Genomic DNA, 24710 nt, shown 5'->3' on the forward strand with positions numbered 1-24710 from the left:
GACGCATGAATTAGTCTGGTGCATAAGGTGTTTAGGCGATTATCGGGTGTGACCTCGACTGACGACGCGTCCCCCGCCCGACACCGTGTTATAGAACCGCGCCACGGCATGGCAACGTCCGCTCATCACTCGACCGCCCCCGACAACGACGCCGCACCGGCCTGCTGGATCCTGCGCACAGTCTCGTGGTGAAGCCCGGAGCTGGAGGCGATCGACCGCTGCGAGGCCCCGTGGTGGGTAGCCTCCAACACGTCGGCGATCTGCTCGACTGGCCGCTCGGCGATGGCCTTCACCGCCGGGTTCTGCTGCTGCACCGTACGCGCGGCTTCGATCCAGTAGCGTCGACGATCCTCTTCCTGCTGCACCTGTTGCACTTCCTGTTGCAGCCGAACAGCTTTCACGGTCATCGGACGCACTCGCGACAAGATCGCCGAGCCATGAGCGACGGCGAGAAGCGACAAAGGAGGCACGACACCGATCGCCGCCTTGAGCCAGGGCGCGAGCCCGGTGCCGGGCTCGATGGTCGCGTGCAGCGCGTTGGCTCCGACACTGACCATCGCGGACAAGGCTAACACTGTCCAGAAGAACCGACGATTCGCTCGCTGCTGCGCACCGTACGCGCCCAGCGCGAGCACGGCCATGGTGGACGCCAGAATCGTCCCATCGACGATGATCGGCCACAGCGGCGCCAGGTTGCGCGGGTAGCCGGCCCGGATCGCGAGGTCGGTCAGCGACGCGAAGCTGAGAACGAACGACGCAACGCCGATGACAGCGGTGATCGCCACGGCGGCAAAGCGGGTGGCGCGCAGCATCTTCGCCGATCCCGGCGCGGCCAGGACCTCTTCGCCGTCGGCGAAGACCAGATCGTCATCGCGAGGCGGCACCGACGCCGACAGGCCGGGCATCGTCGCGATCGGCGCCGTGGGGGACGGCAGCGCGGCGCCGTTGCGGGCGGGGTGGGTGTCCAGCGGGGCGTCGTCGACGACAGTCATGGCGTCCTCAGGGCTCTGTGAGATCGTGTGCAATTCGCGGCGAATGAGCCGAATGCCGCTGGCGCGCAACGCTGATGCTCATTCTTCTGCGCAAATCCTAACACCGCCTGCACCGACTGACCGGCTGCGGCGACCACCGGAAACGACAGTGCCCAGGCCGGTTAGTGACCGGATGCGTGCGAGCCGCCGGCGTTTCCAAACGGCGGCTCTTCGGACTCGATCTCTGGGATCGCGCCGAACGTCTGCTCGACTCCGCCGGGGGCGTCGTAGATCTTGTCCTCGGGGAAAATCGCGGGATCGCGCTTGGTGCTCTCCCCCGATCCCTTGTTGCCGCCGCAGTGCATACCGTGCATCGGCATCATCGGCATCATCGGACGAGCGCCGGCGGCCCCGGTACCCGTGCCGCCGCCAGGAGGTTGCAGCGCACTGCCCTGCAACGCGCTCGACGTGTTCATGGGGGTGACTGGGGTCTCCAGACCGGCCGGCATCGTGGTGCCGGGGTCCATACCGCCGCCGCCCCCACCGCCGAATCCGCCACCGCCACCACCGAGACCATCGAGCCCGAGGTCCGGCGTCGCCGATTCGGCCGCGGACTTCGTGGCCTGCTCGGCGACCTTCCCGACGAGCTGCCCGACCTGCTCGCCGGCCTTACCGACCGCCTCACCCATCTTGCTGGCGATCTGCGACAGCTGCTGCGAGACCTGCTGCGCGATCTGCGTGCCGGTCTGCATGCCCATCTGCATGACCTGCTGCATCATCTGCTGGGACTGATCGCCGCCGAGCATCTCCTGGGCCTTGTCCTTGGCTTCCTGGTCGATCGACTCCGGATCCAACTGCCCCGGAACATCAGAGCCAGCCAACCCCTGGCCGGGGGTGCCGCTGTTGTTCTGGAAGCCGGCAGCGTTCTGGGCGTCCTGGTTCTCGATGCTCGACATCGCGCCTTGCGTGGTGTTGTTGAGGTCCTGCGCGCCGCTAGACAGTGCCGGGCCCGCCGGCGACAGGCCAGCCTCAAGACTGCCCGTCAGCATCGAGATTTTATTACCGACCGGGCTCGACGCCCCAGGTGGGGACAATGCCGACGACACACCGGTCTGCAGGTCGGACCCCGCCTGCTGGCCCTGCTGCCCCAGTGAATCGGACCCACCCTTGAAGGCCGGGATCTCAAACCTCATCGGCTCCATACGGTCAGCTTATCTGCAGAAATAACAAGCAGCGGGTGCCGATTACGACCGTCTTTTAAGCGGACGACGCGTTAGACCGTCGGACGGGTGAGGGATCACCTATCCACGCCGGCGCCGACTATGGCAGCACCGTGACAATCGAGCGGTTCGACGCAGGGGATGTCGGGTCGAGCAGGGCCAACAGGGTGTGGCGGGCGTCGAAGTCGTCGGGGTCGTCGTGGAGTTCGTCGCAGGCGATCCGGATCCGGCGGGCGAGGGTCCGCTCGTCCATAGCAGGTGTCGAGCGTCGGAGCAGATCGCGTGCGTTGGCTTGGGCCACGGGGTCGAGCGGGGAGCAGTAGAGGTCGTCGCAGGCCTCTTGGATCTGGTGAGAGAGCGCGTCTGCCATCTGTGCTCCTGCCCGTCTTACTGTGCCAACTTTCGTTGTGCTTGTTAATCAATCTTAGTTGTCACTATAGCGAGCATTCAAGGAGTGTTGTCAACAGATGCCCATCGGAATTGAGTGGAGCGGCTAGTCTGCCCACGTGGCATTCGACGACCTCACCGACGAGGACCTTGCGCTCGCCACCAGCCGTGTCGCGGCCGACGCCCTGCGCTCCGCGCGCCTCCTGGCCGCCGATCATCTCGTCCGCGGGCCGGGGGCCGGTGCCGGCGACGCAGCCACCGCAGTGGACCTCCTTCTCGCGCGCGACTCCGCGGATAGCCGCTACGAGCTGTTGCGCGCATTCGAGAAGCCCTGGGCGACCCTGGTAATCCGAATCCTGGCACCGGTGGCGGATCCCACCCCAGCTATGCAGGATGCCCGCGATCGAGGAGTGACGGCCGCGGCGATCGCCAAGGCCTTAAATGTGTCCCAGCAGGCGCTGTACCAGAACCCTCGGTACGCCGCGATCGTCCGCCGTCGCTGATGTTTCAAAGTTTCATTTAATGCTGCGCCGCTACCGGCGGGGCCAGATGGACTGATGTGGATGGGGTGTTCGAGGTGGCGGATGTCGTCCCGCATCTCGATAGGTTCGACATGCCCCCCGATATTCCGTGCCAGGGAATGTATATTCCCTGTTGTGAAAACCTCGACGCTGTTGCCGATTCTTCGGTCGCAGATGCAGGGCGACCTCCTCGCCTTGCTCTACCTGCATCCCGAAGCCGAGTACAGCCTCACCGACGCCGCCCGTGGAATCGGCGCAACGGTGCGCGCGGTGCACCCCGAAGTCGAGCGACTGGTCACCGCTGGGCTCATTCAGGAGCGGCGACTCGGCAACCTGCGTCTGATCCGCGCCGCCGACACCCGCCTCACGCCACCTCTGACCGAACTCTTGGCACTCACGTACGGGCCGATCGCGGTGCTGCCGAGCGAGCTCGCCGACGTCGACGGGATCCGCGAGGCCTTCATCTTCGGGTCCTGGGCGCGTCGGTACGGCGGGGAGCCGGGACCCCCGCCCGATGACGTCGACGTCCTGGTCGTCGGAACTGCCGACCTCGACGACCTCGACGAGGCCGCCCGGCGCGCCGAGAGGACGCTACGCAGGCCCGTCCATATCACCCGTGTCCTCCCCGCGCGCTGGGATAGCGACGAGCGCGACGGTTTCTTGGAGGACGTCCGGTCCAAACCCCGAGTGGCCATCGATCTGGGTGCGGAGGCGGGTGTGTGAGGTGGGATCAAGGCAGGGCCGAGATTGAGGTGATGATCAACTCCGGTGAGATCGAGCGCGTGCACCCGGACAGGGCCGCCGCTGATCGGATGTTGGCCGAGGCGGGTGCGCATCTCGCTTCGGCGGCTATCATCGCCGACACCGATGCCGCAGGGGCGTACTCGCTGGTGTACGACGCAGCCCGCAAGGGACTGGCGGCGGTGTTGGAGAACGAGGGGCTGCGTGCAACTAGCCGCGGCGGTCACGTCGCTTGCTACAACGCGGTGCGTGCGCAGCTGGATCCGCCGATGGGGCGCACGCTGCAGCCGTTCGATCGGATGCGCCGCCGTAGGAACGCCGTCGAGTACAGCGCGGCGACCCAGGGGGCGCCCACGGCGGAGGACGTTCGTGAGGACGTCGTGAAGGCTCAGGCCGTCGTCGACGCCGCCGGGAGGGTGCTTGACCAGATGAACCCGTTCTAAGGCTTGCGCGGTATCCCGTTGCGTCGCAACGTTTGCCTGGGCAGCCCTTCGTGTTGACGGCCGGGCTGTTGGCATCTGATCGAAACCAAGTGGTTCGAGACAGTGGCGGCCACGGTGAGTTCATGGCCGCCACTGCTGTTTGCCGGTGCGGGTTATGCCGCGGCGGCGTGCTTGGGGGTGTCGGTGCTTGTCGCGGCGTGGCGGGGGGAGGTGGCGGAGGCGTGTTTGGGTGTGTTGGTCGAGCTGCCCGCGGTGGTGTCGCGGTCCGGGGAGTGCGTGGGGTTGTCGTTCTTGTCGGCGTCGCGGTCGTGGGGCTTCTTGGGTGTGGTGGTCGGTTTGCCGTTGGCGGCGTTCGTGGAGTCGTCGCCCGTAGTGGGCTTCTTTCCGGTGGTGGGCTTGGTCTCCGCTGCTGGAGTCCCGGTGTCTGGCTTGGTGTCGGCCGCTGGCTTCGTGGTGTCCGGCTTGGTCTCCGTGGCTTCGGGTGGCGTGGGCGCAGTGTCGGCGTCGGGCGTGGCCGTAGCGGGCGGGGTGTCGGCGGTGGGTGTGGTGGCGTCGACGTGGGTGGTTTCGTCGAGCTCGGCGGTCGAGGGGGGTTTGGCTGTGACCGTTTCGCCGCCCGTTTCGGCGGGGGTTTCGGTTGACGCGGCGGCGGTTTCGGTGTTGCGGCCAGGGTGTTCGGTGGCGGTGTCCCCTGCCGTCGGTTCGGTGTCCTTGGCCGTCGTGGTGTCGGCGGCGAGGGTGAGGGTGACGGCCTTGGAGGTGGGCGCGGCGGCCGCGGTGAGGGTGCCGGTGATGGATGAGCCGAAGTCGAGGGCAGCGGCGATGGTGCGTAGGCCGGCGGCTGTGGTGAAGGCTGCGGCGTTGACGAGGGTGTTGACGGTGGCGGCCATGGCGTGGGGAAGGTTGTAGACGAGGGAGGGCAGTCCGGCGGCTTGCATGATGCCGCTGGCGGCGGTGGCCAGTCCTGTTGTGAGAGCGGTGATGACGTTGGCTGATGCGTTGGTGATGTCGGCGGCGGCGCTGAACGGGACGGAGGCCAGGGAGCCGGCGGTGTGGCCGATCTTGGTGACGGTGGTGATGCCGGCGCCGACGAGGATGGACACGGCGTTGGTGTAGCTGGCGGGGCTCAGTGGTGCGGTGCCGATGGTGTTGATGACGTCCTGGATGGCGCCGGGGCGGGTGCCGTTGCCGATCCAGGTGGCGATCGCGTCGGAGGCCCCTTCGGTGAGCTTGTCGAGGACGGTGGTGGCGGCGTTGGTGATGGTGGTGGAGGCGCCGTTGACGGCGGCGATCGCGGCTGTGACGGGGGCCGAGACGATGCCTTGGACGGCGGTCAGTAGGCCGTTGATGAGGTCGATGTCGGTGAGGGTTTTTCCGGCGTTGAGGAGGCCGTTGAAGGTGTCGAGGGCGTTGTCGACCTGGGTGGTGACTCCGGTGACGACGGTGTGGGTGACGGTGAGGGCGTTGGCGCCGAGGGTGTTGACGGCGCCGATGCCTTGGGTGACGAGCAGGCCGGCGATGTCGATGGGTGCGTTGATCAGGCCGGTGTAGCTGGGCAGTGCGAGCGGGTTGTTGATGACGGTGGCGACGGCGTGCAGGGCGGTGCCGAGGGAGCCGGTGAGGGTTGAGGTCAGGAGGTCGGCGAGCTGGCCGCTGGTGAGCACGATGGTGCCGTTGGCGGCGTCGATGGAATCGGAGAGGCGTGAAAGCCCGTTTCCTGCGGTGTTTTTGAGTGTGGTGAGGATTGCGGCGAGGGTGCGGTTGTCGGTGGCGGCGATGAGGCCGTCCCACAGGGTGTCGTTGAGGGTGGCGGCTGAGCCCAGGGCGCTGGCGAGGGTTTGGCCGGGGGTTGCGACGAGGCCGGTGACGGTGGTGGAGGCGGACTGCAGGGCGGCGTTGAGGTTGTCAATCAGGGCGGTGACGTCGGCTGGGTTGATGGCTGCTGTCAGTTCCACGCGTGGGGCTGAGATGTGGGGCTGCGACAGGTGCGGTGCTGTCGGCGAGAGGACCAGTGGTGTCAGGGTGAATGCGGCGGCGGTGGACAGGGCGAGCGCGGGGAGGGGTGAGCGTCGGGTAGCGGCGGCGTGCATGGCCATCGGGGTCTCCTGCGAGCGGGCGGGCTCCAGATTTTACCTGGTGAGGGAAATTTACCAATGGCGGTGAATAGTGTCCGGGTTTGCCGCTGGGTGCGGAGCGCGGTCGTGCGCCGAATGGACATGTTGCCGCTCGGTGGCCAGCCGGGGGCCCTGTCGTCGTCGCAGGTCAGGACAGGTGTGCGAGCGAGAAGGGTGTGCGGATCCGCGCCTGGACTGGCGGTGCACCTTCGCGTGGGGACGTGTTATCGCCGCAGGTCAGCGGCGGCTTGTCAGTTGGCGTTGTCGAATGAGCCGTCGTCGGTGTAGTCGGTGTCGTCGAGATCCCATTCCTGGCCGGCCGGGTCGAGCACGCGGTCGTGGCTGCAACTCGGGCAGCGGAACGCCGAGAGGACGCCCACCGGGTGCCGGCCTGCGTGGAGGCGGGCGCGGCCGATCGCCGGCGGGGCGCTGGCCGGGTCGGTGAAGATGCGGCCGGTGTTGATCAGCGCTGCCGCGGCGGAGCCGCAGTGCCCGCACCGCTCGGGGCGCCGAGGCGGCGGGCAGATGAACATGTCGGCGGTGTCGGACCAGTCGCTCCACTGCACGGGCAGACCGTCCCAGCGCGGCGGTAGGTCGTGCTGGTGCGGCCACAGGTCCAGGCTGGCCTGCTGGCCGTCAGTCGGCGACGCCATCGTGGGGTTCCGGCGGGTCGGCCATTCCGGCGCAGGTGGGTGGCGGAAGGGGTACGAGGTGGCCGCGCTTGTTGGTGGTGTAGCCGTCTGGCGGCGGAAGTGGCAGCGGCACAATGGTTCCGCCGGTCGCTTCGGCGTACGCGCGGGCTTCGTCGGTTTCGTCGTCGGTGAAGACCCTGATCGCGGCGGGCTGGCCCGGCACCTTCACGAGCATGGTGAAGTCGGAGACCTCGACGGGAGTGCTCCGTTTGCGCGGCTTCTGCACGACGTGGCGGTAGGGCTCTTCACTCATCTGACTCATTCTGGGGGTGGCCACCGACACCTCCGTCCAGCTGGGGGTGCGGCGGCGCGGCGTAGCGGGACCACCCGTCCTGCGGTGTGAAGCGCACGACGTCGTAGTCGGTGGCGACGATCAGGATGTCGATGTCGTCGGGCAACCGGAGCGCGGCGGTGGGAACCTCGCCCGGTGTCTCGTGCAGGGTGTGGACCAGTCCCGCGGCGGGGCCGTCGAGGCTGGCCATGAGGACGACTGCGTGGGTTCCGGGGCGGCCGGCCAGCGACCGTCGGGCGTTCGCGGCTTGGTCGGTATCCAGCCACTTCGTCAGCGGTGCGGCGACATCACCGTCGAGGTCGAGGGTGCGGGGATGCTCGGTGATGGTGCCGGTCAGCAGGATTCCCGGCTCCAGTTTGGTGTCGGGCAGGACGGCGCAGTCGAAGTAGAAGCCGAGTGCCTTGGCGTACGTCGGGAAGTTGTCGTGATCGGCGAAGGCGTCGGTGATGCCGCGGGACTCGAGATCGGTGATGATCTGCGTGAGCGTTGAGATCAACGTCTTCACCTCGGGGGTCTTGCGGTTGCGGTCGTAGGTCGCGGCCGCACGTGACACGTCCAGCGACACCGCCCACAGGTGACGGAAACCGTCGATGCGGGTGTATCGGTGCGGAAGGGCTTCGTAGAGGTCGATGAATCGGCGCAGCGCTGTGCTGGTCAGCTCCTTGACCTCGACGACGTGGCGTTGCGAGGCGAAGTCCGGGATGGGGCCGCCGGTAGTGAATTTCGGGTCCTGGTCGCAGATGCGGCTGAGGTCGGGGTCGTCGAGCACCGCGGCGGCCACCAGCTGCGCCCGCACCTCGCTGGGCTTCAGGCGGCAACCGCGATGCCCGCACGGGGCGGCGGTCGTGACGTCCGGCCAGGGTGGCTGCTTCATCTGCTGGGTGCGCTGAGTGGCCAGCTGCCGAACCCGCTGGGGCTCTTGGTGCGCGGCCTGCTGCATAGGCTGCGGCTCGTCCGGATCTAGGTCATCCATGACAGGTCGGCGGCTTCGGTTCTGGTGGTCGTCCGGCTGGCGCGGAGCCGGCGTCGCTGGTCGGTGGCGATCCGGCGCGACAGCACCAGGTCCTCGCGCCAGGACAGGCTGCCGATCGTCTCGGCGAGGGTGTCGATCCGGGCGTCGTCGAGGTCGGCTGGCTCGCCGGCGACGTCGTGGGCGGCCAAGACGACGATGCCTCGCAGGAGCGGCACGTTGGCAGCAGTGAATCGTGTTGTCGCGAGGAAGATCTCGGTCGCGTTGCGGTTGACGAACAGGTGGGCTCGGTGGATTGACGGGGTGAACCAGAAGTCGATTCCGGATCGGTTGGTCAAGGTCGCCAGGTTGCGTTCGCGGATGACGTCGGCGATGTCGTCGACGGATCGGACGTGGCGCTTGTACAGCTCGCCGTTGTGGCTGGCTTGGAGTACTTGAATCATGCTCGGGCCCTTGGTTCGGTCAGTTTGCAGTGCTTGCAACAAACGTATCGCGGTGAGATCGTGCGGGGGGCGATCGCGGTGGGACATGCCGTTTATGCTGGTTGGAGCCCTTTTAGGGTGTGGCCTTGTCGGCGACTCGGGGAAGTCGGTAGATGGGGTGCTCAAGGGTCGGCGCCGACGACGGCGGCAGCGACTCGGACCATCCGGATCTCGGAGCGGCCGACTCCGACGGGTTGGCGGCGCCAGTGTCCGTGGGTGCGGATCCACACCTTCCGCGGCGGTCGCGGTGCAACGGGCATTCCGGGGCGCGGCGCCCGGAGGGCGTTGTCCTGTCGGTGTGGGGCGTCCGGTCGAGGAGTGCAGTCGCACGCCGGCGGCATGGGTCATCATCGTAGGGCTGTCGGTGGTGGCGGCAGCCGCCGGGGACGCGGCATCGCCGCTGTTCGGCGGCTTGTTTCGGTCACTGATAAGGGGGCTTCTCGGTGTGGGATTGGTGCGCGTGGAGGTCTCGGTGTTGCGTGTTGCCGATGGGAGATGAGGCGGTGTTGGTGGAGCAGGCCCGTGCGATCGCGGCGCAGCTGGATGGGCGGTGGTTCGCCGACTTCGACGAGCTGTGTCGGTTCGCGGAGGTCCTCGTCGCGGTGGAGTACGTGATGTCCCCGGCTGATGTCGTGGAGTTCTTCCGCCGGCCGTGGCGGTACTCGGCCGAGCACGAGGTGTGGCGGCGGTGTGGGCGGCCGGTCGAGGTCGGTGGAGCTGCGGGTGAGGTGTTGGTGGCGTTGTTGGAGGCCGGCGGCCGCGGCGCTCCCCCGCTGACGCTCGCCCCGTAGCCGTCCTGGCCTGCGGCGATGGCATGTCCCCGCCGATACGGCGGGCTGGATCCGGCCGCGGCGCCTGCACGCCGGCTGCTTCAGTGCGACTCGATCGGTGGTGGGGTTCGGCGGTACGCCGCGCACGGCCCGTCATGGTGCGGGGACGTGGCGTCGTGGCTGCTCAGGAGGCCTTTGCGATGGTCGTGAGGACCTGGGCTTCGGCTTCGGCCACCAGGTCCTCGGCGACCAGGTAGACCGTCTGTCGGCGTTCGAGTCCGGATGCGGGTTCGACGCGGACACAACGCAGCGCGGTGCCGGGCGGGATGATCACTTCGTCTTCGCCGGCGTTGGCGGAGATCGCCTTGACCGGCAGGCCGTCGCGGGTGCGGATGGCCATCAGGTAGGAGCCGGGCCCGCCGTCGGCGAATCGGGTGGCCGTGGCGGTGCGGGTGGTGGCTGAGGCGACTTGTCCCACTTCGACTTTCGCGCCGACGGGGAATGCGGTGGCGAGGTAGTCGGCCGGCGGGCCGGTGTAGCCGGCGGGGACGCGGGTGCCGCGGACGACGGTGACGGGTTCGCGGGAGGCGTTGTGGCGGGCGTACTTGTCGAAGGCGCTGCGCAGATGGTTTGCAGGTGTTGGCGATCGCCGGCGCTGGTGTTCTGGTGCGGCCGGTGAAGACGTCGTTGATCTGGATGTAAGCCCCGGAGCCGATGTGCCGGCCGCTGGTGTAGGTGCGCAGCGCATCTCGCTCGTCGGCGGTGAGCTCGGTGTTGACGAAGCGGGCGTGGGTCTTGGCGAGGTCGCCGATCGGGGTGGTGCGCAGTGTGCCGTAGACGTCGTGCAGGCCCCACGCTGTGAGGTCCCCTCCCCTGCGGGTGATGACGGTGTAGTCGCGGGCGGATTCCTTGCCGTAGGAGCGGATTCCGCTGTGCTGCAGCAGGGTGTGGGTTGCGTCGCCGAGGCTGGGTGCGGGCAGTGTGTGGTGTTCGAAGTGCGGGATGCGTGCACCGCCTCGGGTCGGTGTGCCCAGCGCGTGGCGGTGGGCGGCCGTGTACGCCTGCTCGGGGTCGTCCCCGGACAGGCTGGCGGCGAGGCGGGCTGCCTGGCCGGCGGTCTCCGCGGCGGCCAGGCGCTGGCGGTGGTGATGTCGGGCGGTGGCGTCGAGCAGCTCGGTGCGTAGTGGCGCCGCGGCGGCGGCATCGACGATCTCGTCCCGCGCGTGGGTCAGGTGTTCTGCCAGGAACGCCTGCTGCTCGTCGGGAGTGGGGAGCCGGCCGTAGGCCGCCTGTGTGGCCAGCTGCAGCGTGATGTCGGCGTGGGATCGGTACGCCTGCTGCTGGAGATCGTCGATGCCGCCTGGAGGGTGGTCGAGTGGGGTGAGGACGGGAATGCGGTTGGCCATCGTGATGGCGGTCTTGTAGGTGGATGCGGTGGCCAGGGTGCGGTAGGCCTGGCCGTCTCGGAGCGCGACCGCGTAGTCGCCGCGGCGTGTCCGGTACACCGCGGTGTCGGCGTCGAGCAGGGTCGCCGACGTGGTGTCGGCGGAGCCGCCGGGTCGATGGATGGGGATCTCGGCGCGCTCGGTGATCGTGGTGTCGCGGTCGGCGCCGGTCAGGTGCGCCGGCAGGGCTGCGAAGGCGGCGTCGACGTCGGGGCGGATGTCGGCGCGGCGGGTGGCGATGAGTGCGTCGATGTCGGTGTCGATGAGGTTGGCGAGCAGCTCGTCACGATGGGGGCTGGGTGGGGCTGCGAGGTGTTCGGTGACCGTGCGGGCTGCTAGCTGGGTGTGCAGCTGCTGGTGTTGGTCGGTGAGGGCGTCGGTGGCGGCCGCGGACTTCTGGTAGGTGGCGCGGGTGTCCCCTGAGCAGCGGCGGGGTCCGCCGGGGTCGTTGGTGGCCAGGCACATGGTCAGTGCTGGGGTGCGTCGCGGTCGCCGGACACTTGTTCTCCTTCTGTGGTCGTCGATGGGGAAGTACCGGCGGGCGGGGTGGTTTCCGTCGTCGAGTCCGGCGAAATATCGGCGGGCCCTGCGTGGTGGGGCCTGTGCGCGATTTCGTCGGGTTTCGTCGCGCGGTGTGGTCTCCGCGCGCTGCTAGCGTGGAATGTGCGTCCTCGACCCCCCCGGAGGACGTCTCTGCGCCCCCAGCCGCTCCTCCCCCCCCTGCGGCTGGGGGCGCCTCACGTTGCGGCTCAGATTGTGGGCGGCGGGCCGCCGATTCGGTCGCTGGGCGGATCTAGACTGCGTGTATCGCCGCGCATGGTGGCGTGAATCCCGGCATCGACTGCCGCCGCCCACATCGGCCAGTCACTTCAGACCGGGACAAGACCCGACGGGTTCCCGTGCAGCTACCCAGCAAAGGCACTTCCGCGCAGATGTGGGGCGACGCGGAGGATACGACTTTGGATGGGAGATTCCCTTGTCTGACAACGAGTCCCGCAAGCGTGCTGCGCGCGAGTTCCAGGCGGCCAATCCGGGCACGTCCTATACGCGTGCTCTGCGGCAGGTCGCCAAGAAGCGGATCCGGCGGCCGCTGACAGCTGTTCTCGGCGTCGGTGTCGGCGGTCGGCCGGTTGAGCTGAACCTGGACTGGCAGGTCCACGGCGGCAGCGGCCCGCATTGCACGGTCGCCGGCGAGCAGGTGTCGTCACTGCTGGCCGTGCTGGCCACCGGGCTCGCCGCGGGCCAGTCCCCCGGTGATCTCGAGTTGATGGTCTGCGTGGATGAGGACACGCAGGTGACGGTGGCGCACCGCAGAGTCGGCGCCGGCGAGCTGGCCGCGGTCGTCGACGAGCTGCTGGCGTCGCGGTTCGAGTTCTTTCGGTCGGTCGACGCGCTCGACATCGAGGACGCCCGCGGCCGCGGGCACCAGGTGCCGACGACGGTGGTGCTGATCGACGACCACGATGGCGCCTTGGCGGGTTCGGAGGTGTTGGCGCGGTGGCTGCGGGTGGGTCGTTCTGCTGGCATTGACCTCGTGGTGGGGATGCCGATCGCGCGGCCGAACGCTGTGACCTCGACCGATGGCATGTCCCCGGCCGAGGCGTTCGATCGCCTCGTGCGCGCCGCGACGCGGCGCAACAGGCTGTTGGACAGCATGGCGTCGGCGACGGTCGTCGACCGTGGCCAGGGCCACTGGATGCTGCGCACGAGCGACCGCTGGGGCCGCAGCGTGCTGACCGACTTCACCCTCGGCGCAGGGGTGTAGGGGCATGGTCTTCATCAGCTCCGATCGCCTGGTCAACATCACCGAGGCCAGGAACGGTTTCAGTGTGCTGCTGGGAGATGCGCGCGAAGGCCGCGTGTGGCACATCGTGAAGGGCTCGGAGGTGGTCGCCCATCTGGTGCCGCCGACGGCTCGAATCATCGACCAGGACGCGTTGTTGATGGCGATGGCGACGGCGCTGCTGCGCGGCGAAGCGGAAGCGCTCAGCCGGGAGGGCGTGGGCTCTAACGCCGGCGCCGATACCGGGCGTCTGTTTGTCTGGGTGTGGCGCACTGACGTGCGGCTGTTCCACGGCTTGCTGAGTCAGTTCGGCGAGTTGCTCAGCGCGTCGGCCGGCCGGCCCTACGGCGTCTGGGAGGTGTTCGGGGTTCTGCGTGGCGCGATGCGCGATGCGGGCCTGGGTGACAGCGAGCTCGCCGCTGCCGAACGCAGTTCACACCGCGCTGCGGTAGACCGCGCGGATCCCGTCTAGCGGCGCGGGCAGGTTGCCGCTGATTCGTGGTTAGCATGATCTTGGCTGCCACCGCGGCGGCCTGATCCTCGGCTATCGACACCTGCCGCCCACATCGGCTCGTCGAATGTTCGGAGCGAGACAAGTCCCTCAGGGTCCCGCGGACAACCCCCCGAGTCCACGTAGTGCGCCGGGTCAGATGTGGGCTGCCCGTCGCCGTATGGAAAGGGGAGGTCACCTCTCATGACGAACAACGCTCACAAGAAGGCCGCTCGACAGCACCAGGCAGAGACCGGTAAGCCCTACAGTCAGGCCTTGCGCGAGGTGGATACCACTACCGGGCCCCGCCGCAATCTCGTTGCGCACTTGGGTGTCGACGGCGACGGCGCCGCGGTGACACTCGACCTCAATGAGCCTTCGCGCGGTGGCGTCGGACCGCACTGCTTCATCACCGGCAGGACCGGTAGCGGCAAGACTGTGCTTGTCGAGCGCATCGCCCGGTCGTTGGCTCATGATCAGCGCACAGCGCCGGAGATCTTCGTGCATGGCCGCCTGACGGCGGCACTGCCGTCGAGTGTGAGGCTTGTCGAAGGAGAGTCGCTCACAGGGATACTCGCGCAGCTTCTCGACGATCGGTCACGCGACGGCAATGTTCAGGCTTCGCCGGTTGTGGTTCTGATCGACAACTGCGACGGGTGGCTGTTGCAGTCCTCGATCGACAGGTTCACGACGGGTGGCGGGACGCTACGCCGGCTGGTCAGGGAGGGGCGTGCGCTGGGCATCCATCTCGTTCTGACGATGCAGCATGAACGTCCGGAGGCCGCGCTCGGCGGAGCGGGATCAGCCGTTGCGGACAATATCTCGACGGGAATCCGCTTGAAGAGTCGTACCTTCAGCGAGCTCCACATGGGTGAGGGCTTGTTGCAGTGCTCCGACGGCTTCGATGTTCACAGCTGCAGGCCGTCCGATCGCGACATTCGCTTCCGGTTCGAGGCCGTATAGGCGATCGGCGGGGTCAACGTACCGTCGAGTGGTGGCCGCTGCGCGTTCCGTGGTGCGCCGGCCGGCGACGCCGGCGCCGATGCTGGCCACCCTCGGCCCGCCGCCGTCTGGTGATCAATGGGCGGTGGAGTGGAAGATGGACGGCCGGGCCAGCCTGATCGTTGATCGCGGCGAGGTCGTGACGTTCTCCCGGAACGGTGCTGATGTGAAACCGTCGCTCCTGTGCCCGTCATCCTCGAAATGCCGATTCGTTCTCGTAGCAATTCCATGAGGCAGCACATCTGGCGGCGGTCCCCCCGAAGGGGTGGTGGTCAGGTTTCTATCCGGACAAGTACTTCGTGTTCGGGTGGTCGGTGGTAGCGCAGGTAGGTCAGTCGGTGGCGGCCGTCGCCGATGAGTGTGTCGCTCGCGTTCACTCCGTTGGTCAGCCACGCCCATACCGGGTAGTCGGCGCGGTGCGGTGCGGCCCAATCCAGCCACGGCCGCTCCGATTCGAGTGGTTGGTTGAGCAGCGGCGACGATCGTGCCAGGGCGGTTGCGGTGTCTACGCTGTCGGCCAGGTCGGCGCTCCACGGCAGTTGCGCGAGTTCGGTGAGGACGATCCGTCGGTAGTCGGGGTCTGCGCTGACGAGGGCGCGGCGATGGGCCTCGGGGTCCCAGAAGTCGTCGTCGCCGAGAAGTGCTCGCAGCTCGTGTTCGAGGTTGCCGTAGCGGCTGCCGTGCTTGCCGAGACCGGATGGCCAGGGCAACGATCCCAGCGGGCGGATTCGATACGTCATGGGCATGTCGACGTCCCCCTTTCGGGGCAGGCGTGCCGGTTTGACGATGTTGAGGCACTTCGCATCAGGCGGGGATTCCGTTCTGTGCGATCCAGGTCTGCAGTCCGGGCATGAGGTCCTCGACGTTGATGTCGCCGCCGCGCTGTCGCTTGAGTTCGCGCAGCGTCTTGCGGGCGGTGGAGGCGAATTTCTTGTCGGCCCGTTCGCGGCATTCGGCCATGATGGCTTCGGGGGTGCGGTCGTGCTTGGCCGCCAGGGCGGCGACGGCGGTGTCGACGGTGCGGCGCCATTCGGCGGCGGAGGGGTGGTCGTCGCCGTACCAGTGCAGGTCGCCTAGCGCTGTGGCGATGGCGTTGGTCGCGGCGAGCTCGGTCTTGTAGAGCGTCTTGCCGGTGTCGGGGTCGGTGATCGCGGCCGCGGTGGCGGCGGCGTTCTTGGTGGCCTTCTCGGCGGCGCGTTGTTCGCGTTCGAGGTCGGTGGGGCGGCGGATCTCGCCGGTGCGGGTGAGGACCTCGACGGGAGCTGATGGGTAGCAGACGGTGCAGGCGAGTTCTCCTGCGGCGTAGACGATCTGGTCTTCGTGGTGTCCGCTGTACTCGGTGAGCCAGGCGTAGCGGGTGCTCGGGAAACAGGTGGAACAACGCATGGAGCTGTGGACGTGGCCGCCGGTGTTCTGGACGAGGAAGGCTCGGGTCCAGCCGCCTCGGCGGTCGTATTCGTCGCTGTAGGGGCGCATCTGTTCGGTGATGGCGGCGATCTTGGGTGCGTAGTCGTCGGCCTGGCCGTCGAGTCTGGCTGCGCGGGCGGGGTCGGGGTGGCGGCCGGTGCGGGCGTGGTGGGCGGAGCTACGCAGGCTGTCGGCGTGGGAGATGAGTTTGGCGCGGTGAAATCCCAGTTCGTTGAGGATGGCGTCGATCTGGGCGGGTGTCTGCGTGGTGAGGTCGGTCATCAGAGGGTCGCTCCGTAGGTGTTGCCCTGCAGGGCGTTGGCGATGGCGCTGGCGATGACGGCGACCTGGTTGCAGGTGATGGTGCCGTTCTGCAGCTCGATCAGTTCGGTGACGGCGTTGCAGGCGACGATCTTGGCGGTGTCGTCGAACGCGTCGAGGCGGCCGATGGCGTCCTCATGGGCTTGGCCGGCGGTGAGGTAGTCACCGGCGCGGAAGTGGCAGCTCGGGAGGCTTCGCATGGGGTTTCTCCTTCTCGTTGGTCTGGTGGGGTCAGGCGGCGTCGGCGGGCGGGTAGTCGCCGAAGATGCCGCGTTCGTCTCCTTGGGCGACGAGCTCGTTCTGGCGATCGGCGTCGGCGGCGAGGCGGGCGTTGCGGCGTTCGATCCAGCGGACGGCGAACACGATGGCGGCCAGGACGGCGATGGTGGGGACCAGCCATTCCCACTGCCAGATCATGCAGGCGATCCAGAACACGATGAGGGTGGTCCAGGCGGGGTGGCGCTGAAACCAGTCCTTGACGGGCGGGGCCGCGACGGGGACGTGGATGACGGTGGGTGCGGCCAGGGCCTCGGTCCACTGGTGTCCGTCCCAATAGCGTTGCTGGGCAGCGCCTGTGGGGTCGGGGTACCAGCCGGCGGACGGGGTGGTGTTGGTCATCGTGCCTCCCAAAGTTCTCGACCTCCCTACTGTAAACCACTTTACATTTGTTGTAAAGTGGATTGCGTGACTCGAGTTGAGAAGTACTGTGATGCCGCCGGATAGTCGGCCGGCGGGGAATCGGGCGCGCTCGCGCGTTCCACGAACAGGAGGCGCGTTGTGAGGGTGATTGTGCGGACGCCGGCGGAACTGGTCGCCGAGTACGACCTGCCCGATCTCGACGACAGCGCCAGCGATGCCGAGGTCCTGGCCGCCGCGGCTGGCGCCGAGCCCGTGCAACGAAGCGGCCCGGAGGTCGTCGGCGATCCCTACGTGCACGCCCGCGTCGTCGAGCGCAGCCTGGGCAGGCTGGCTGAGCAGGGTCGACGCCTCTCGGAGGCCGAGGCCCGGCTCGGCGCGGAGAAGGACGCCGCCCGGAAGTTGGCCCAACGGTACTTCAAGGAGGGGCGGGCCAAGCGCGAGATCATCGAGGCGCTGGGCGTTTCGCGCCCAACGTTGGACTCCTGGCTGGGGGAAGGGTCCACTCGACCGCGGAAGAGAGGCGGCGGGTGAGGTCGCAGAGGCTGTGGCGGCGCGCGAAAGCGGCGCTGAGCAGTGCAGATACCACGTCCCCGGATTGCTACTATTGCTGCATGGCCAACGAGCAGGCGTGGGGCCGGCTGCACGCTCGGGCCGCCGGCCAGTTCGGGCTGTTCACGGCAGCCCAGGCCCGTCACCAGGGTGTGGCTCGCTATGAGCTGGCCCGGCGCGTCGACTCCGGTGAGTTGTACCGGGCCCACCACGGCGTGTACGGGTTCACCGAGGATGCGGCCGACATGTTCGCCTTCGAGGACTGGGCCGCGCAATGGCTGGCGCTGCGTCCGGAGGACGACGTGGAGTTGCGGCGCGCGGATCCAGATTGCGTGATCAGCCACGACAGCGCAGCGGTGATCCGCGAGTTGGGCACCGTCGTCGCACGTGGGTTGTTCTTGACCGCCCCGCGGCGCATCAACACGCGATCGCCGCGCGTACACGCCTACCGGCGCGACATCGGCGCCCGAGGCGTCGACTGGGACATTGCAGAAGGGCTTCCGGTGGCCATGCCTGGGCGGATCATCGCCGACCTGGCACGCGACGATCTGGATGGCTCCCATCAGGGTGCAGTGATCGCCGACGTCCTCGATCAGGGGTTGTTGACGCTGCACGAGGTCGGGGCTCGCCTAGAGCCGTTTGCGAGCCGATGGGGCGAGCAAGGAGGGGTGGCGTTGGCGAGGCGGTTCGTCTCCGAGGCGGGCCGCTTAACGCTTGCCCCGAGCAGCTAGTATCGCTTGCAGCCACTATCGCTTCCGAGTAATATACGTGGTGTGTTGATCGATTGGTCGGGTGAGTTCGACGCCTACCTCACACGGCTGGAGCAGTCGGAACTCGCTGACGATCAGCGCAGGCTCGATCTGCTGTACGCGGAACTGGAGGTGCTCGCAGATCTCGACGGTGCGCCGGCTGAGGACACTGCGACCCTCAAGCGGGTTCGGCAGTCGCGTCGCTATCCGGTGTGGCGTGTGGCTCATCCGTTCGTATCCGGTTTCGCTGTCCGGTTGATCGTGTGGTTCCCGTCGGAGCGAGAAGTGGTCGTTGCGCTGTTCTCGGCCGACAAGGCGAACATGGGTGACGTGTTCTACGACAGCGTGGGAACGCGTGCCGATGCAGCGATCGATTCGTGGAAGATGCAAACCGCAAAGGAGAGGCCCGAAGATGAGTGAGGATTTCGTCCGGGGCAGCGATCGGTTGGCCAAGGCTCTCGCCGATCCTGAACGGCGCGCACGTGTCGACGTGATTCGCGCACAGATGCGCCAGGCCGACCGTGCACACAAGATGGGCTTAGCCGCGGTACGCCAGGCGGCGAACCTGACTCAGGTCGAGTTGGCGAACCGCATGGGCATCGGTCAAGCTGCGTTGTCCGGCTTGGAGAACCGAGAAGACCTGTTGTTGTCGACGTTGGCGAGTTACCTCGAAGCGGTCGGTGCGCGGGACGTGATGATCACCGCGCGGCTCGGAGATAACGTCGTCGAGCTCGCGCTCTCGTCGGCCGACGCAGCCCCCGTTGCGATCGAGCCGCCGGCGCCACCAGTGCAGGCGCCTTGAGGGCCCCTTTGTGCGACGGCGTAACGACATTGAACACCTGCAGCGGCGCGCGGCGGCGGTGTAGCGCGGAGCATGTGCAAGGCCAGTAACGAGCCCGGTGGGCCCAAACGCTGCTCGGCTGACATGCGGGCCAGGGCGCAGGAGTCCCGTGACCGGGTGGCGGCGCTGGAGCAGCGTGAGCGTGAGATCGAGGAGCTGCTCGATGCGGGGCGCACGTACGGGTCTGAAACGGCGTTCCGGGCGGCGCTGAACACTCGGATTCGGCAGATTACGCGGGCCTCGGGCCTCGATTCCGCTGAGGTGGCCCGGCGGTTCGCGTTGCAGCAGTTCGTGTCCCGTCTGTTCGATCGGGATCCGGAGTCGTGGTTGGTGACCGGGGGCACGGCATTGCAGTTCCGGACCGCTGAGGCGAGGGCGACGGCGGATCTGGATCTGGCTGCGACTCGCGGTGTTGAGGATCTGACGGCGGTGTTGACGGCTGCGTCGCGGCGCCGCGCCGGCGAGCACGGGGAGTTCGTGGTGGCGGTCAGCCCGGGTAGTGGGCCTGGAGCGTTCACGGGCAAGATCACCTATCTGCTGAACGGGGCCCGGTTCGCGGTGGCCAAGCTCGATGTTGCTGCGGGGCGGCAGTTTCCGTTCGAGCCGGACACGCTGGTTCCCGATCCTGTGGTGGCGATCGACGATGTGCGGCCGATGTCGGCGGTCCGCACGTACGCGGTGGCGTCCCATGTCGCGGATAAGGTCGCGGCGATGTACGAGCTGCACGGCAGCAGTGGGGAGTCTCCGTCGACGCGTTCCCATGATCTGGCCGACATCGTGATCTTGTCGCGGTGCGCGCGCGTCGACGCCGAGGAGTTGCGCGCGGCGGTCCGCGGTCAGGAGCAGCGCCGCGGGATCGTGGTGCCCACTCCCCTGTCCTTGCCCAGCGAGCAGTGGCGGCGCAGCTATCCGGCGCGGGTTATGGAGGCGGGATTGCCGGTGGAGTTGCGGGATGCCGATGCTGCGCTCGTCGAGGCGGACCGGTTCGTGGGTGCGGTGCTCGATGGTCGGGTTCGTGCCGGTAGGTGGGATCCCGATCGCCGCTCGTGGCTGCCGTTGTAGGTCTCTAGCTGGCGCGATGGCACGTCCCCGTCGTGGGCACCGGCCGGGCTGGATCCGGGTCTGGATCGACGACGGAGGGGCCAGGTCGGAGACGAATGTGGCTCTGGTGGTGGACTCCGAGGTCGTCGCCTTCGTATCGTGCCCGCCATGAACCTGTTTCTGCACTTTCAGGCCCAGCAATTGCGTTTCATTGCAGAGATTTTCGAGCTAGCCGGGCTGCTGCCTCGCCGGTGGCTTTCCTGCACGATTTCCGCTGAGATCGCCCGGCTTGGACCGTCTCTGGACACGCCCGCGGGCCAGGCGCAGTTGCTTGTTCATCTCGACCGTGTGGCCATCGTGCTTCGCGTCTCGGCGAGGAATTGGACGTGGTGAAGCGCCGGTGTGGACGCCTCAGGTGAGGCTGCGCAGGAGTTGGCCGAGGCGGACGAGGCGCTGGCCGGATGCCAGGCATTTCGGGGCGAGGGCGGCGGCCGGTCCGCCGGAGAGCTGCTCGGCGAGGGCGGTGGGTTCGCCGGCGGCCATGACGGCGGCGATCGCGGCTTCCAGGTCGATCAGGACCTGGGTGGCAGCGGCCGGTTCGGTGGCGGGTACCGGTGGGGCCGGCTGGGGTGCCGCGGTGGGGGTGGCTTCCGCGGGTGTCGGTTGCTGGCCGGCCGGAGCTGCGGTGGCGGGTTCTTCGTCCCAGGGTGGGCTGTCTGTCGGCGGCTGCTCGAAGCTGTAGCTTGCTGGGGTGCTGGGGGTGTGATCGTCGGTGTCGTCGTCGGGTACGGCCGCCGGGACCAGTGCGCCCAGTGGGGATTCGGTTGGTGTGGTGGAGGTTTCGGTGATGGGCCCGAAGCCGGGGTCGGTGGTGCGTTGCGTTACGGAGTCGATCAGTTCGCGCAGGGCGTCGGTTTGGGCGTCGGGTTCGATGATGCCTTCCAGGGCGCTGGGGGCTTGCTCGATGACGACGCGGGCGCCGGTGACGCCGAGGCGGGCGACGTCGGAGGAGGTGACGGGAATGCGGGTGCCGGGGGTGGTGAGTTCCTGGAGGGGCAGGATGAGCCCGACGATGCCCTGCTGGTAGCGGCGGGCGTTGGAAGCTGCGCATCCGAGTTGGTCTTGGACGAAGGCGGTGAAGCCGGCGTAGGGGCGGCCGGCGCCGTCGTTGATGTAGCGCCAGTCCTCGTCGCGGTAGATCTCGGCGAGGACCTCGAACGCTGTTTGGAAGGCGTTGTGCAGCTGTTCGGCTCGGCGCAGGGCGCGCTCTTGGCGGGTTTCGATGACGCCGGGTTCCTGGAAGACGAGTTCGGCGCTCATCGCTGGTCTCGCTGCGCGATCGCGGTGTCGATGAGGGTGGCGGCGTCGCCGAGGAAGGTGCTCACGCGTTTCCGGGTGTCCGGGTCCCGCCAGGCGGTGGTGATGACGTCGGCGAGGTCCGCGGTCAGGACGCCGAATTCGGCGGTGGTGTACAGGCGTAGTCGCTTGCGGGTCTGCAGGTCGGGTAGCAGTCGCAGCAGGGTGACGGTGACGGTGTTGGTGTCGACCGATGCTGTGGTTGTGCGGAACGTGCCCATGATGCGTTGTTCGACAAGGACTTTGACGAGTGGGTCGCGGAATTGGCCGACGGGGACGACGGCCAGGGGTCCGTCGTTGTCGCTGGCGTTGCCGCGGCGCCGTCGTTCTTCGTACTCCTCGCCGGCCATGGTCAGCCCGGCCAGGTAGGTGGTCTTGAGTTCCTTGCGTTCGTTGTCGTCGCGGCTGAGTTCGTAGCGGCGGAAGGTTTCGGCGGCGCCGTCGGGGGTGGAGGCGTACGCGATCGCGTCGGCGTCGCGGCGGCGTCGCGCTTTGTCCAGCTTGGCCTGGACTTTGTTGAGTTCCCGCAGCAGCTCTTCTCGGGTGGGTTCTGCCTGAGTCATGGTGTCAGTCATTGTCTCGCTCCTGGGCTTCGTCGACGCCGAAAAAGTCCTCGGCGGCGGCGGTGGCCTCCTCTTCGGTGGCCGCGGTGAAGCTGTGTCGTTCTCCGGTGTCGGGGTCTTCGATTTCGATCTCGACCTGGACGTGCTGATCGGGGGTGCTCACGGGTGGTGTCCTTCTACTTCACGACCGCGGGGGCGGTCTGCGGGAGTGCGCCGATGATGGCCTTGCAGGCCTTGTTGACGCGATCGGCGGTCGCCTGAACCTTCTTGGGATCCCCGTTGGCCCAGCCGTCGATGTAGGCGAACGCGCTGCCGCCGGGGTTGAGTCCGTAGTGGCGGCCGATGACGTAGGCGACGCTTTCGGCTTCGACCTCCATCGTGGGGCGCTGCCCGCCGGGTCCGCTGTGGTAGTCGTGGTGGCGTTCCATGTGCCCCATCTGGACGTGTGCCAACTCGTGGGCCAGCACGACAGCCTGGTGAGCGTCGCTGTAGCGGGTGCTGAGCACGACTTTCTTGGTGGGCTTGTCCTGGGTGTAGCCCTCGGGGCCGTCTTCGGGCAGTTCGACACGCTCGACGGTGTAGCCGTGGGCGGCGAGCTGCTTCTCGAGTTCGGTGTGCATCTCCGGTGGTGCCACGCCGGTTTCGCGGGTGTAGGTGACCTCGGGACGCTGAGGCAGGGGCGGGCCGGTGGTGTCAGCGACGTCGTAGACGGGGACGCTGAGCCAGCCGGTCAGGATTTCCTCGTCGGTACCGTCGGCTTTCTTCTTCTTGACGATCTGGGGTGCGCGGACCCAGATCGCCTTCGAGCCGGCGATCAAGTTGCGGTTGAACTTCTTGTTCCAGACCTTCTTCAGGCCGCCGACGAAGGTGGCGTCGGGGCGCTGCATGCGGATGAGCAGCTGGTTCTGCAGCGAGTAGTGGTGGAACTGGCTGGCGTAGTGCAGCCAGTCCTGCCATTGCTCGCCGGTGTTGAGGTTGGCGATCGCGTCATCGATCTCGCGGCGGATGTCCTCCACGCGGGTGGTCTTGTCGGCGAAGCTGACGGTCTTGGGTGCGGCGGGCGGCACCGGCGCGGCCGCGGTGTCGGCGAGCGCGGACTTGAGGACCGCCTCGGCTTCCTCCAGGACCTCGACGGCGTGGGCGGAGTGGCCGTAGGCGGCTCGGGTGTCTCCGGAGCAGCGGCGTGGCCCTCCTGGGTCGGTGGTGGCTCGACACACGGGTGGTACCTCCTCGGGCGTGGACGCGGGGACCGCTATTGCGATAGCGCCAGCCCGGCAAGGAGAGCTGGTGTGCGTCCTTATCCAGGAAGTACCGGTGCGGAGGGGTGTTTCCGTCGCGGGTACCGCGACGTTTTCTGCAGCCCGGCCACGAGCTCGCCTGGCGGTGAGCTGCGACCACACACGCGATGTAAGCCGCTTGCGCCTTGTTGTAAAGTCCTTTACATTAGTGAGGGGAGGTGAGGTGCACGATGACGACTCGAACCGCGACGCAGAATCGCTACCGCAACGCTCTGATCGGCTTGGCGGCCGGTGACGCCTGGGGTTACCAGGTCGAATTCCGGAAGTACGCGAACATGCCCGCCTACCCGGTGCCGGCACCCAAGAAGGTGTGGCGGATCTCCGACGACACCCAGATGACGCTGGCGCTGCACGACGCCCTCGTCGACGTCGCCGACCAGCTCGACGACATCGACGTCGTAACCAAGGCCATCACCGCACGCTTCCTGGAGTGGCAGGTCGACCGGGACAACAACCGGGCCCCCGGCGCCACCTGCATGGGATCGCTGACCCGGCTGCGTCACGGTGCGCACTGGCATGACGTCGGCGGCGCACTGCCGCGGCCGGGCTGCGGGGCGGTCATGCGTTTGGTGCCGGCCGCGCTGTGCCGGGATGACGTGTGGCTGGGCGTCACCGCGCTGCAGGCCGTCCTCACCCACAAGCATCCACGGGCAATCGCAGCCGCCCTGGTGCTCGCCGACGCGATCCGTTCGGCCACTCGGGTTCGCGGACACTTCCTCGAACACGCGATCAGCGCGGCGATGGCGATCGTGACCGGCGAAATCCCCTGGCTGCGTGATCAATTCCTCATCGACGTCCTGTCTCCCATGACCTCCGACGTCGCCGGGATGCTCGCCGACGGTGTGCGCGACACGCTGCTCGACGCGCTGCTGGACGCCTACGCGGTCAAGCAGGAGCTGGCCGCGCTGTCCCCGGCCGATTACGGCGATCCGTGCACCGGCATCGGGGAGGGCTGGGAGTCGGGTTCTGCTGTGGCGGTCGCGCTGCTCGTCGCAGACATGGCCACCGCGCCTGAGCGTCGGCGTGCTGCGCTCAACGGCCGGCAGGCCCTGGCGTGGGCGGCCACGAGCAACGGCGACTCGGACTCGATCGCGAGCATCGCCGGGGCTGTCATCGGTGCCGCTCACACCGGTGCCAGCTACTGGGCTGGGGTGAAGATGTCCCCGCGGTTCGAGGCGCGGTACGCCAAGGCCCTGCGCCAGGCACCGGGAGCTGCACGGAGTTTCCTCGACGCCCACGCGGGCTGACATCGCAGTAAGGATCAGCGCCTTATGACGTTGAGCAGCAGCAGAAGCCACGGGGCCGGCGCGCAGACTGAGACGCTGAGAACTACGGCTGCGGTGACGATTCCCTGCGGGATGGCCGATGGGCCCGAGATGGGGAACGCGGTCGTGCAGACGTAGGCGAGTACGAGCACGAGAGCAAGGACGAGTATTCCGTACGCGGCGTGTGTGATGGAGATCGGGAGTGACCGCTCAGCGATGTTCGCATCGAGGCGGGGTGCGCCCCAGAGTGCGAATGTCAGAGCGCCGATGAGCAGGGTGCTGGACGCGAGCATCATCCAGCCGTGGAGCGCGAAGAGCGTGAGGAGTTTGGCCATACTGTTCGAGTACCGCGGTGTCC

General features: G+C 67.8%; 34 protein-coding genes. 16 read left to right on the top strand and 18 right to left on the bottom strand.

The features are described 5' to 3' along the window. Nucleotides 1–125: 125 nt before the first annotated feature. From CSR00_RS02990 to CSR00_RS03000, 3 genes are all read right to left on the bottom strand, one after another. Entirely contained in the window at nucleotides 126–992 is an 867-nt protein-coding gene (locus CSR00_RS02990) for a DUF2637 domain-containing protein (protein ID WP_245905801.1), read from the bottom strand. A 161-nt stretch (nucleotides 993–1153) separates the two neighbouring features. After that, nucleotides 1154–2173, bottom strand: coding sequence for a hypothetical protein (locus CSR00_RS02995; RefSeq protein WP_099020919.1), 1020 nt, complete (start codon nucleotides 2171–2173; stop codon nucleotides 1154–1156). A gap of 118 nt (nucleotides 2174–2291) precedes the next feature. Next, nucleotides 2292–2561 carry a hypothetical protein gene (locus CSR00_RS03000; RefSeq protein WP_099020920.1) on the bottom strand — a complete coding sequence of 90 codons (270 nt, stop codon included), beginning with the start codon at nucleotides 2559–2561 and terminating at the stop codon, nucleotides 2292–2294. A gap of 136 nt (nucleotides 2562–2697) precedes the next feature. On the opposite strand from CSR00_RS03000, the gene CSR00_RS03005 reads away from it, so the two are divergent. The 3 genes from CSR00_RS03005 (at nucleotide 2698) to CSR00_RS03015 (ending at nucleotide 4283) form a co-directional block, all read left to right on the top strand. Further along, a complete protein-coding gene (locus CSR00_RS03005; protein ID WP_099020921.1) occupies nucleotides 2698–3081 on the top strand; it encodes a hypothetical protein in 384 nt (127 codons plus the stop codon). A gap of 153 nt (nucleotides 3082–3234) precedes the next feature. Then, nucleotides 3235–3822 carry a nucleotidyltransferase domain-containing protein gene (locus tag CSR00_RS03010; protein ID WP_218014408.1) on the top strand — a complete coding sequence of 196 codons (588 nt, stop codon included), beginning with the start codon at nucleotides 3235–3237 and terminating at the stop codon, nucleotides 3820–3822. 32 nt (nucleotides 3823–3854) lie between these two features. Further along, nucleotides 3855–4283 carry a hypothetical protein gene (locus CSR00_RS03015; RefSeq protein WP_099020968.1) on the top strand — a complete coding sequence of 143 codons (429 nt, stop codon included), beginning with the start codon at nucleotides 3855–3857 and terminating at the stop codon, nucleotides 4281–4283. A 152-nt stretch (nucleotides 4284–4435) separates the two neighbouring features. Here CSR00_RS03015 and CSR00_RS03020 read toward each other — a convergent pair whose 3' ends face one another. The 5 genes from CSR00_RS03020 to CSR00_RS03040 form a co-directional block, all read right to left on the bottom strand. Continuing rightward, nucleotides 4436–6238, bottom strand: coding sequence for a hypothetical protein (locus CSR00_RS03020; protein ID WP_141564248.1), 1803 nt, complete (start codon nucleotides 6236–6238; stop codon nucleotides 4436–4438). A 410-nt stretch (nucleotides 6239–6648) separates the two neighbouring features. After that, nucleotides 6649–7050 (bottom strand): hypothetical protein, encoded by a 402-nt coding sequence (locus CSR00_RS03025; RefSeq protein ID WP_099020923.1) that lies wholly within the window; start codon nucleotides 7048–7050, stop codon nucleotides 6649–6651. Beyond that, on the bottom strand, nucleotides 7034–7342 hold the full coding sequence (locus CSR00_RS03030) for a hypothetical protein (RefSeq protein WP_245905802.1): 309 nt from the start codon (nucleotides 7340–7342) through the stop codon (nucleotides 7034–7036). The genes CSR00_RS03025 and CSR00_RS03030 overlap by 17 nt, the downstream gene beginning before the upstream one ends. After that, a complete protein-coding gene (locus CSR00_RS03035; protein WP_245905803.1) occupies nucleotides 7335–8321 on the bottom strand; it encodes a hypothetical protein in 987 nt (328 codons plus the stop codon). The genes CSR00_RS03030 and CSR00_RS03035 overlap by 8 nt, the downstream gene beginning before the upstream one ends. Nucleotides 8322–8341: 20 nt before the next feature. Next, a complete protein-coding gene (locus CSR00_RS03040; RefSeq protein WP_099020925.1) occupies nucleotides 8342–8794 on the bottom strand; it encodes a hypothetical protein in 453 nt (150 codons plus the stop codon). Nucleotides 8795–9321: 527 nt separating this feature from the next. Here CSR00_RS03040 and CSR00_RS03045 point away from each other — a divergent pair. Then, entirely contained in the window at nucleotides 9322–9624 is a 303-nt protein-coding gene (locus CSR00_RS03045; RefSeq protein ID WP_099020926.1) for a hypothetical protein, read from the top strand. A gap of 163 nt (nucleotides 9625–9787) precedes the next feature. Here CSR00_RS03045 and CSR00_RS31715 read toward each other — a convergent pair whose 3' ends face one another. Continuing rightward, complete coding sequence (locus CSR00_RS31715) at nucleotides 9788–10807, bottom strand: ADP-ribosyltransferase domain-containing protein (RefSeq protein ID WP_141564249.1); 1020 nt, start codon at nucleotides 10805–10807, stop codon at nucleotides 9788–9790. Nucleotides 10808–10826: 19 nt separating this feature from the next. On the opposite strand from CSR00_RS31715, the gene CSR00_RS31720 reads away from it, so the two are divergent. From CSR00_RS31720 to CSR00_RS30520, 5 genes are all read left to right on the top strand, one after another. Further along, the gene (locus CSR00_RS31720) at nucleotides 10827–11387 is read left to right on the top strand and encodes a hypothetical protein (RefSeq protein WP_141564250.1); all 561 of its coding nucleotides are present in this window, start codon (nucleotides 10827–10829) and stop codon (nucleotides 11385–11387) included. Nucleotides 11388–12024: 637 nt separating this feature from the next. Then, nucleotides 12025–12813: a hypothetical protein gene (locus CSR00_RS03055; RefSeq protein WP_099020928.1), complete on the top strand. Its 789-nt coding sequence runs from the start codon at nucleotides 12025–12027 to the stop codon at nucleotides 12811–12813. Between the two features lie 4 nt (nucleotides 12814–12817). Beyond that, complete coding sequence (locus CSR00_RS03060; protein WP_099020929.1) at nucleotides 12818–13303, top strand: hypothetical protein; 486 nt, start codon at nucleotides 12818–12820, stop codon at nucleotides 13301–13303. Between the two features lie 222 nt (nucleotides 13304–13525). Continuing rightward, nucleotides 13526–14284 (top strand): ATP-binding protein, encoded by a 759-nt coding sequence (locus CSR00_RS03065; protein WP_099020930.1) that lies wholly within the window; start codon nucleotides 13526–13528, stop codon nucleotides 14282–14284. A 31-nt stretch (nucleotides 14285–14315) separates the two neighbouring features. Continuing rightward, nucleotides 14316–14555, top strand: coding sequence for a hypothetical protein (locus tag CSR00_RS30520; protein WP_176561876.1), 240 nt, complete (start codon nucleotides 14316–14318; stop codon nucleotides 14553–14555). Between the two features lie 40 nt (nucleotides 14556–14595). Here the strand turns inward: CSR00_RS30520 and CSR00_RS03075 are convergent, their stop codons facing one another. The 4 genes from CSR00_RS03075 to CSR00_RS03090 all read right to left on the bottom strand — a co-directional run bounded on the left by CSR00_RS03075 (nucleotide 14596) and on the right by CSR00_RS03090 (nucleotide 16669). Continuing rightward, on the bottom strand, nucleotides 14596–15063 hold the full coding sequence (locus CSR00_RS03075) for a transcriptional regulator (RefSeq protein ID WP_141564251.1): 468 nt from the start codon (nucleotides 15061–15063) through the stop codon (nucleotides 14596–14598). Nucleotides 15064–15127: 64 nt separating this feature from the next. Next, the gene (locus tag CSR00_RS03080) at nucleotides 15128–16012 is read right to left on the bottom strand and encodes a hypothetical protein (RefSeq protein ID WP_099020932.1); all 885 of its coding nucleotides are present in this window, start codon (nucleotides 16010–16012) and stop codon (nucleotides 15128–15130) included. Further along, nucleotides 16012–16251 (bottom strand): hypothetical protein, encoded by a 240-nt coding sequence (locus CSR00_RS03085; protein ID WP_099020933.1) that lies wholly within the window; start codon nucleotides 16249–16251, stop codon nucleotides 16012–16014. Before CSR00_RS03085 ends, CSR00_RS03080 begins: the two co-directional genes overlap by 1 nt. A gap of 31 nt (nucleotides 16252–16282) precedes the next feature. Next, on the bottom strand, nucleotides 16283–16669 hold the full coding sequence (locus CSR00_RS03090) for a DUF2510 domain-containing protein (RefSeq protein ID WP_099020934.1): 387 nt from the start codon (nucleotides 16667–16669) through the stop codon (nucleotides 16283–16285). A gap of 159 nt (nucleotides 16670–16828) precedes the next feature. Between CSR00_RS03090 and CSR00_RS03095 the strand changes: the two genes are divergently transcribed. The 6 genes from CSR00_RS03095 to CSR00_RS03120 all read left to right on the top strand — a co-directional run bounded on the left by CSR00_RS03095 (nucleotide 16829) and on the right by CSR00_RS03120 (nucleotide 20263). Next, nucleotides 16829–17221, top strand: a complete 393-nt coding sequence (locus CSR00_RS03095; RefSeq protein ID WP_099020935.1) for a hypothetical protein — start codon at nucleotides 16829–16831, stop codon at nucleotides 17219–17221. An 80-nt stretch (nucleotides 17222–17301) separates the two neighbouring features. Further along, complete coding sequence (locus tag CSR00_RS03100; RefSeq protein ID WP_099020969.1) at nucleotides 17302–17970, top strand: type IV toxin-antitoxin system AbiEi family antitoxin domain-containing protein; 669 nt, start codon at nucleotides 17302–17304, stop codon at nucleotides 17968–17970. A gap of 42 nt (nucleotides 17971–18012) precedes the next feature. Next, on the top strand, nucleotides 18013–18408 hold the full coding sequence (locus tag CSR00_RS03105; protein ID WP_099020936.1) for a hypothetical protein: 396 nt from the start codon (nucleotides 18013–18015) through the stop codon (nucleotides 18406–18408). Beyond that, a complete protein-coding gene (locus tag CSR00_RS03110) occupies nucleotides 18401–18790 on the top strand; it encodes a type II toxin-antitoxin system RelB family anti-toxin (RefSeq protein ID WP_099020937.1) in 390 nt (129 codons plus the stop codon). The genes CSR00_RS03105 and CSR00_RS03110 overlap by 8 nt, the downstream gene beginning before the upstream one ends. A gap of 72 nt (nucleotides 18791–18862) precedes the next feature. After that, nucleotides 18863–19891 carry a nucleotidyl transferase AbiEii/AbiGii toxin family protein gene (locus tag CSR00_RS03115; RefSeq protein WP_099020938.1) on the top strand — a complete coding sequence of 343 codons (1029 nt, stop codon included), beginning with the start codon at nucleotides 18863–18865 and terminating at the stop codon, nucleotides 19889–19891. 147 nt (nucleotides 19892–20038) lie between these two features. Further along, entirely contained in the window at nucleotides 20039–20263 is a 225-nt protein-coding gene (locus CSR00_RS03120; protein WP_099020939.1) for a hypothetical protein, read from the top strand. Nucleotides 20264–20281: 18 nt separating this feature from the next. Here CSR00_RS03120 and CSR00_RS03125 read toward each other — a convergent pair whose 3' ends face one another. Genes CSR00_RS03125 through CSR00_RS03135 form a run of 4 tightly spaced genes read right to left on the bottom strand, consistent with a single transcriptional unit; the run spans nucleotide 20282 to nucleotide 23006 of the window. After that, nucleotides 20282–21190, bottom strand: a complete 909-nt coding sequence (locus tag CSR00_RS03125; RefSeq protein WP_099020940.1) for a hypothetical protein — start codon at nucleotides 21188–21190, stop codon at nucleotides 20282–20284. After that, nucleotides 21187–21801: a hypothetical protein gene (locus CSR00_RS03130; protein WP_141564252.1), complete on the bottom strand. Its 615-nt coding sequence runs from the start codon at nucleotides 21799–21801 to the stop codon at nucleotides 21187–21189. The genes CSR00_RS03125 and CSR00_RS03130 overlap by 4 nt, the downstream gene beginning before the upstream one ends. Next, entirely contained in the window at nucleotides 21794–21952 is a 159-nt protein-coding gene (locus tag CSR00_RS30525) for a hypothetical protein (RefSeq protein WP_176561877.1), read from the bottom strand. The genes CSR00_RS03130 and CSR00_RS30525 overlap by 8 nt, the downstream gene beginning before the upstream one ends. A gap of 13 nt (nucleotides 21953–21965) precedes the next feature. Then, a complete protein-coding gene (locus CSR00_RS03135; RefSeq protein WP_099020942.1) occupies nucleotides 21966–23006 on the bottom strand; it encodes an ImmA/IrrE family metallo-endopeptidase in 1041 nt (346 codons plus the stop codon). 251 nt (nucleotides 23007–23257) lie between these two features. Between CSR00_RS03135 and CSR00_RS03140 the strand changes: the two genes are divergently transcribed. Then, the gene (locus tag CSR00_RS03140) at nucleotides 23258–24334 is read left to right on the top strand and encodes an ADP-ribosylglycohydrolase family protein (protein WP_099020943.1); all 1077 of its coding nucleotides are present in this window, start codon (nucleotides 23258–23260) and stop codon (nucleotides 24332–24334) included. A gap of 14 nt (nucleotides 24335–24348) precedes the next feature. Here the strand turns inward: CSR00_RS03140 and CSR00_RS03145 are convergent, their stop codons facing one another. After that, nucleotides 24349–24687 (bottom strand): hypothetical protein, encoded by a 339-nt coding sequence (locus tag CSR00_RS03145; RefSeq protein ID WP_099020944.1) that lies wholly within the window; start codon nucleotides 24685–24687, stop codon nucleotides 24349–24351. Nucleotides 24688–24710: the final 23 nt, after the last annotated feature.

This window comes from Mycolicibacterium palauense (assembly GCF_002592005.1).
In the GTDB taxonomy this organism is placed as follows: domain Bacteria; phylum Actinomycetota; class Actinomycetes; order Mycobacteriales; family Mycobacteriaceae; genus Mycobacterium; species Mycobacterium palauense.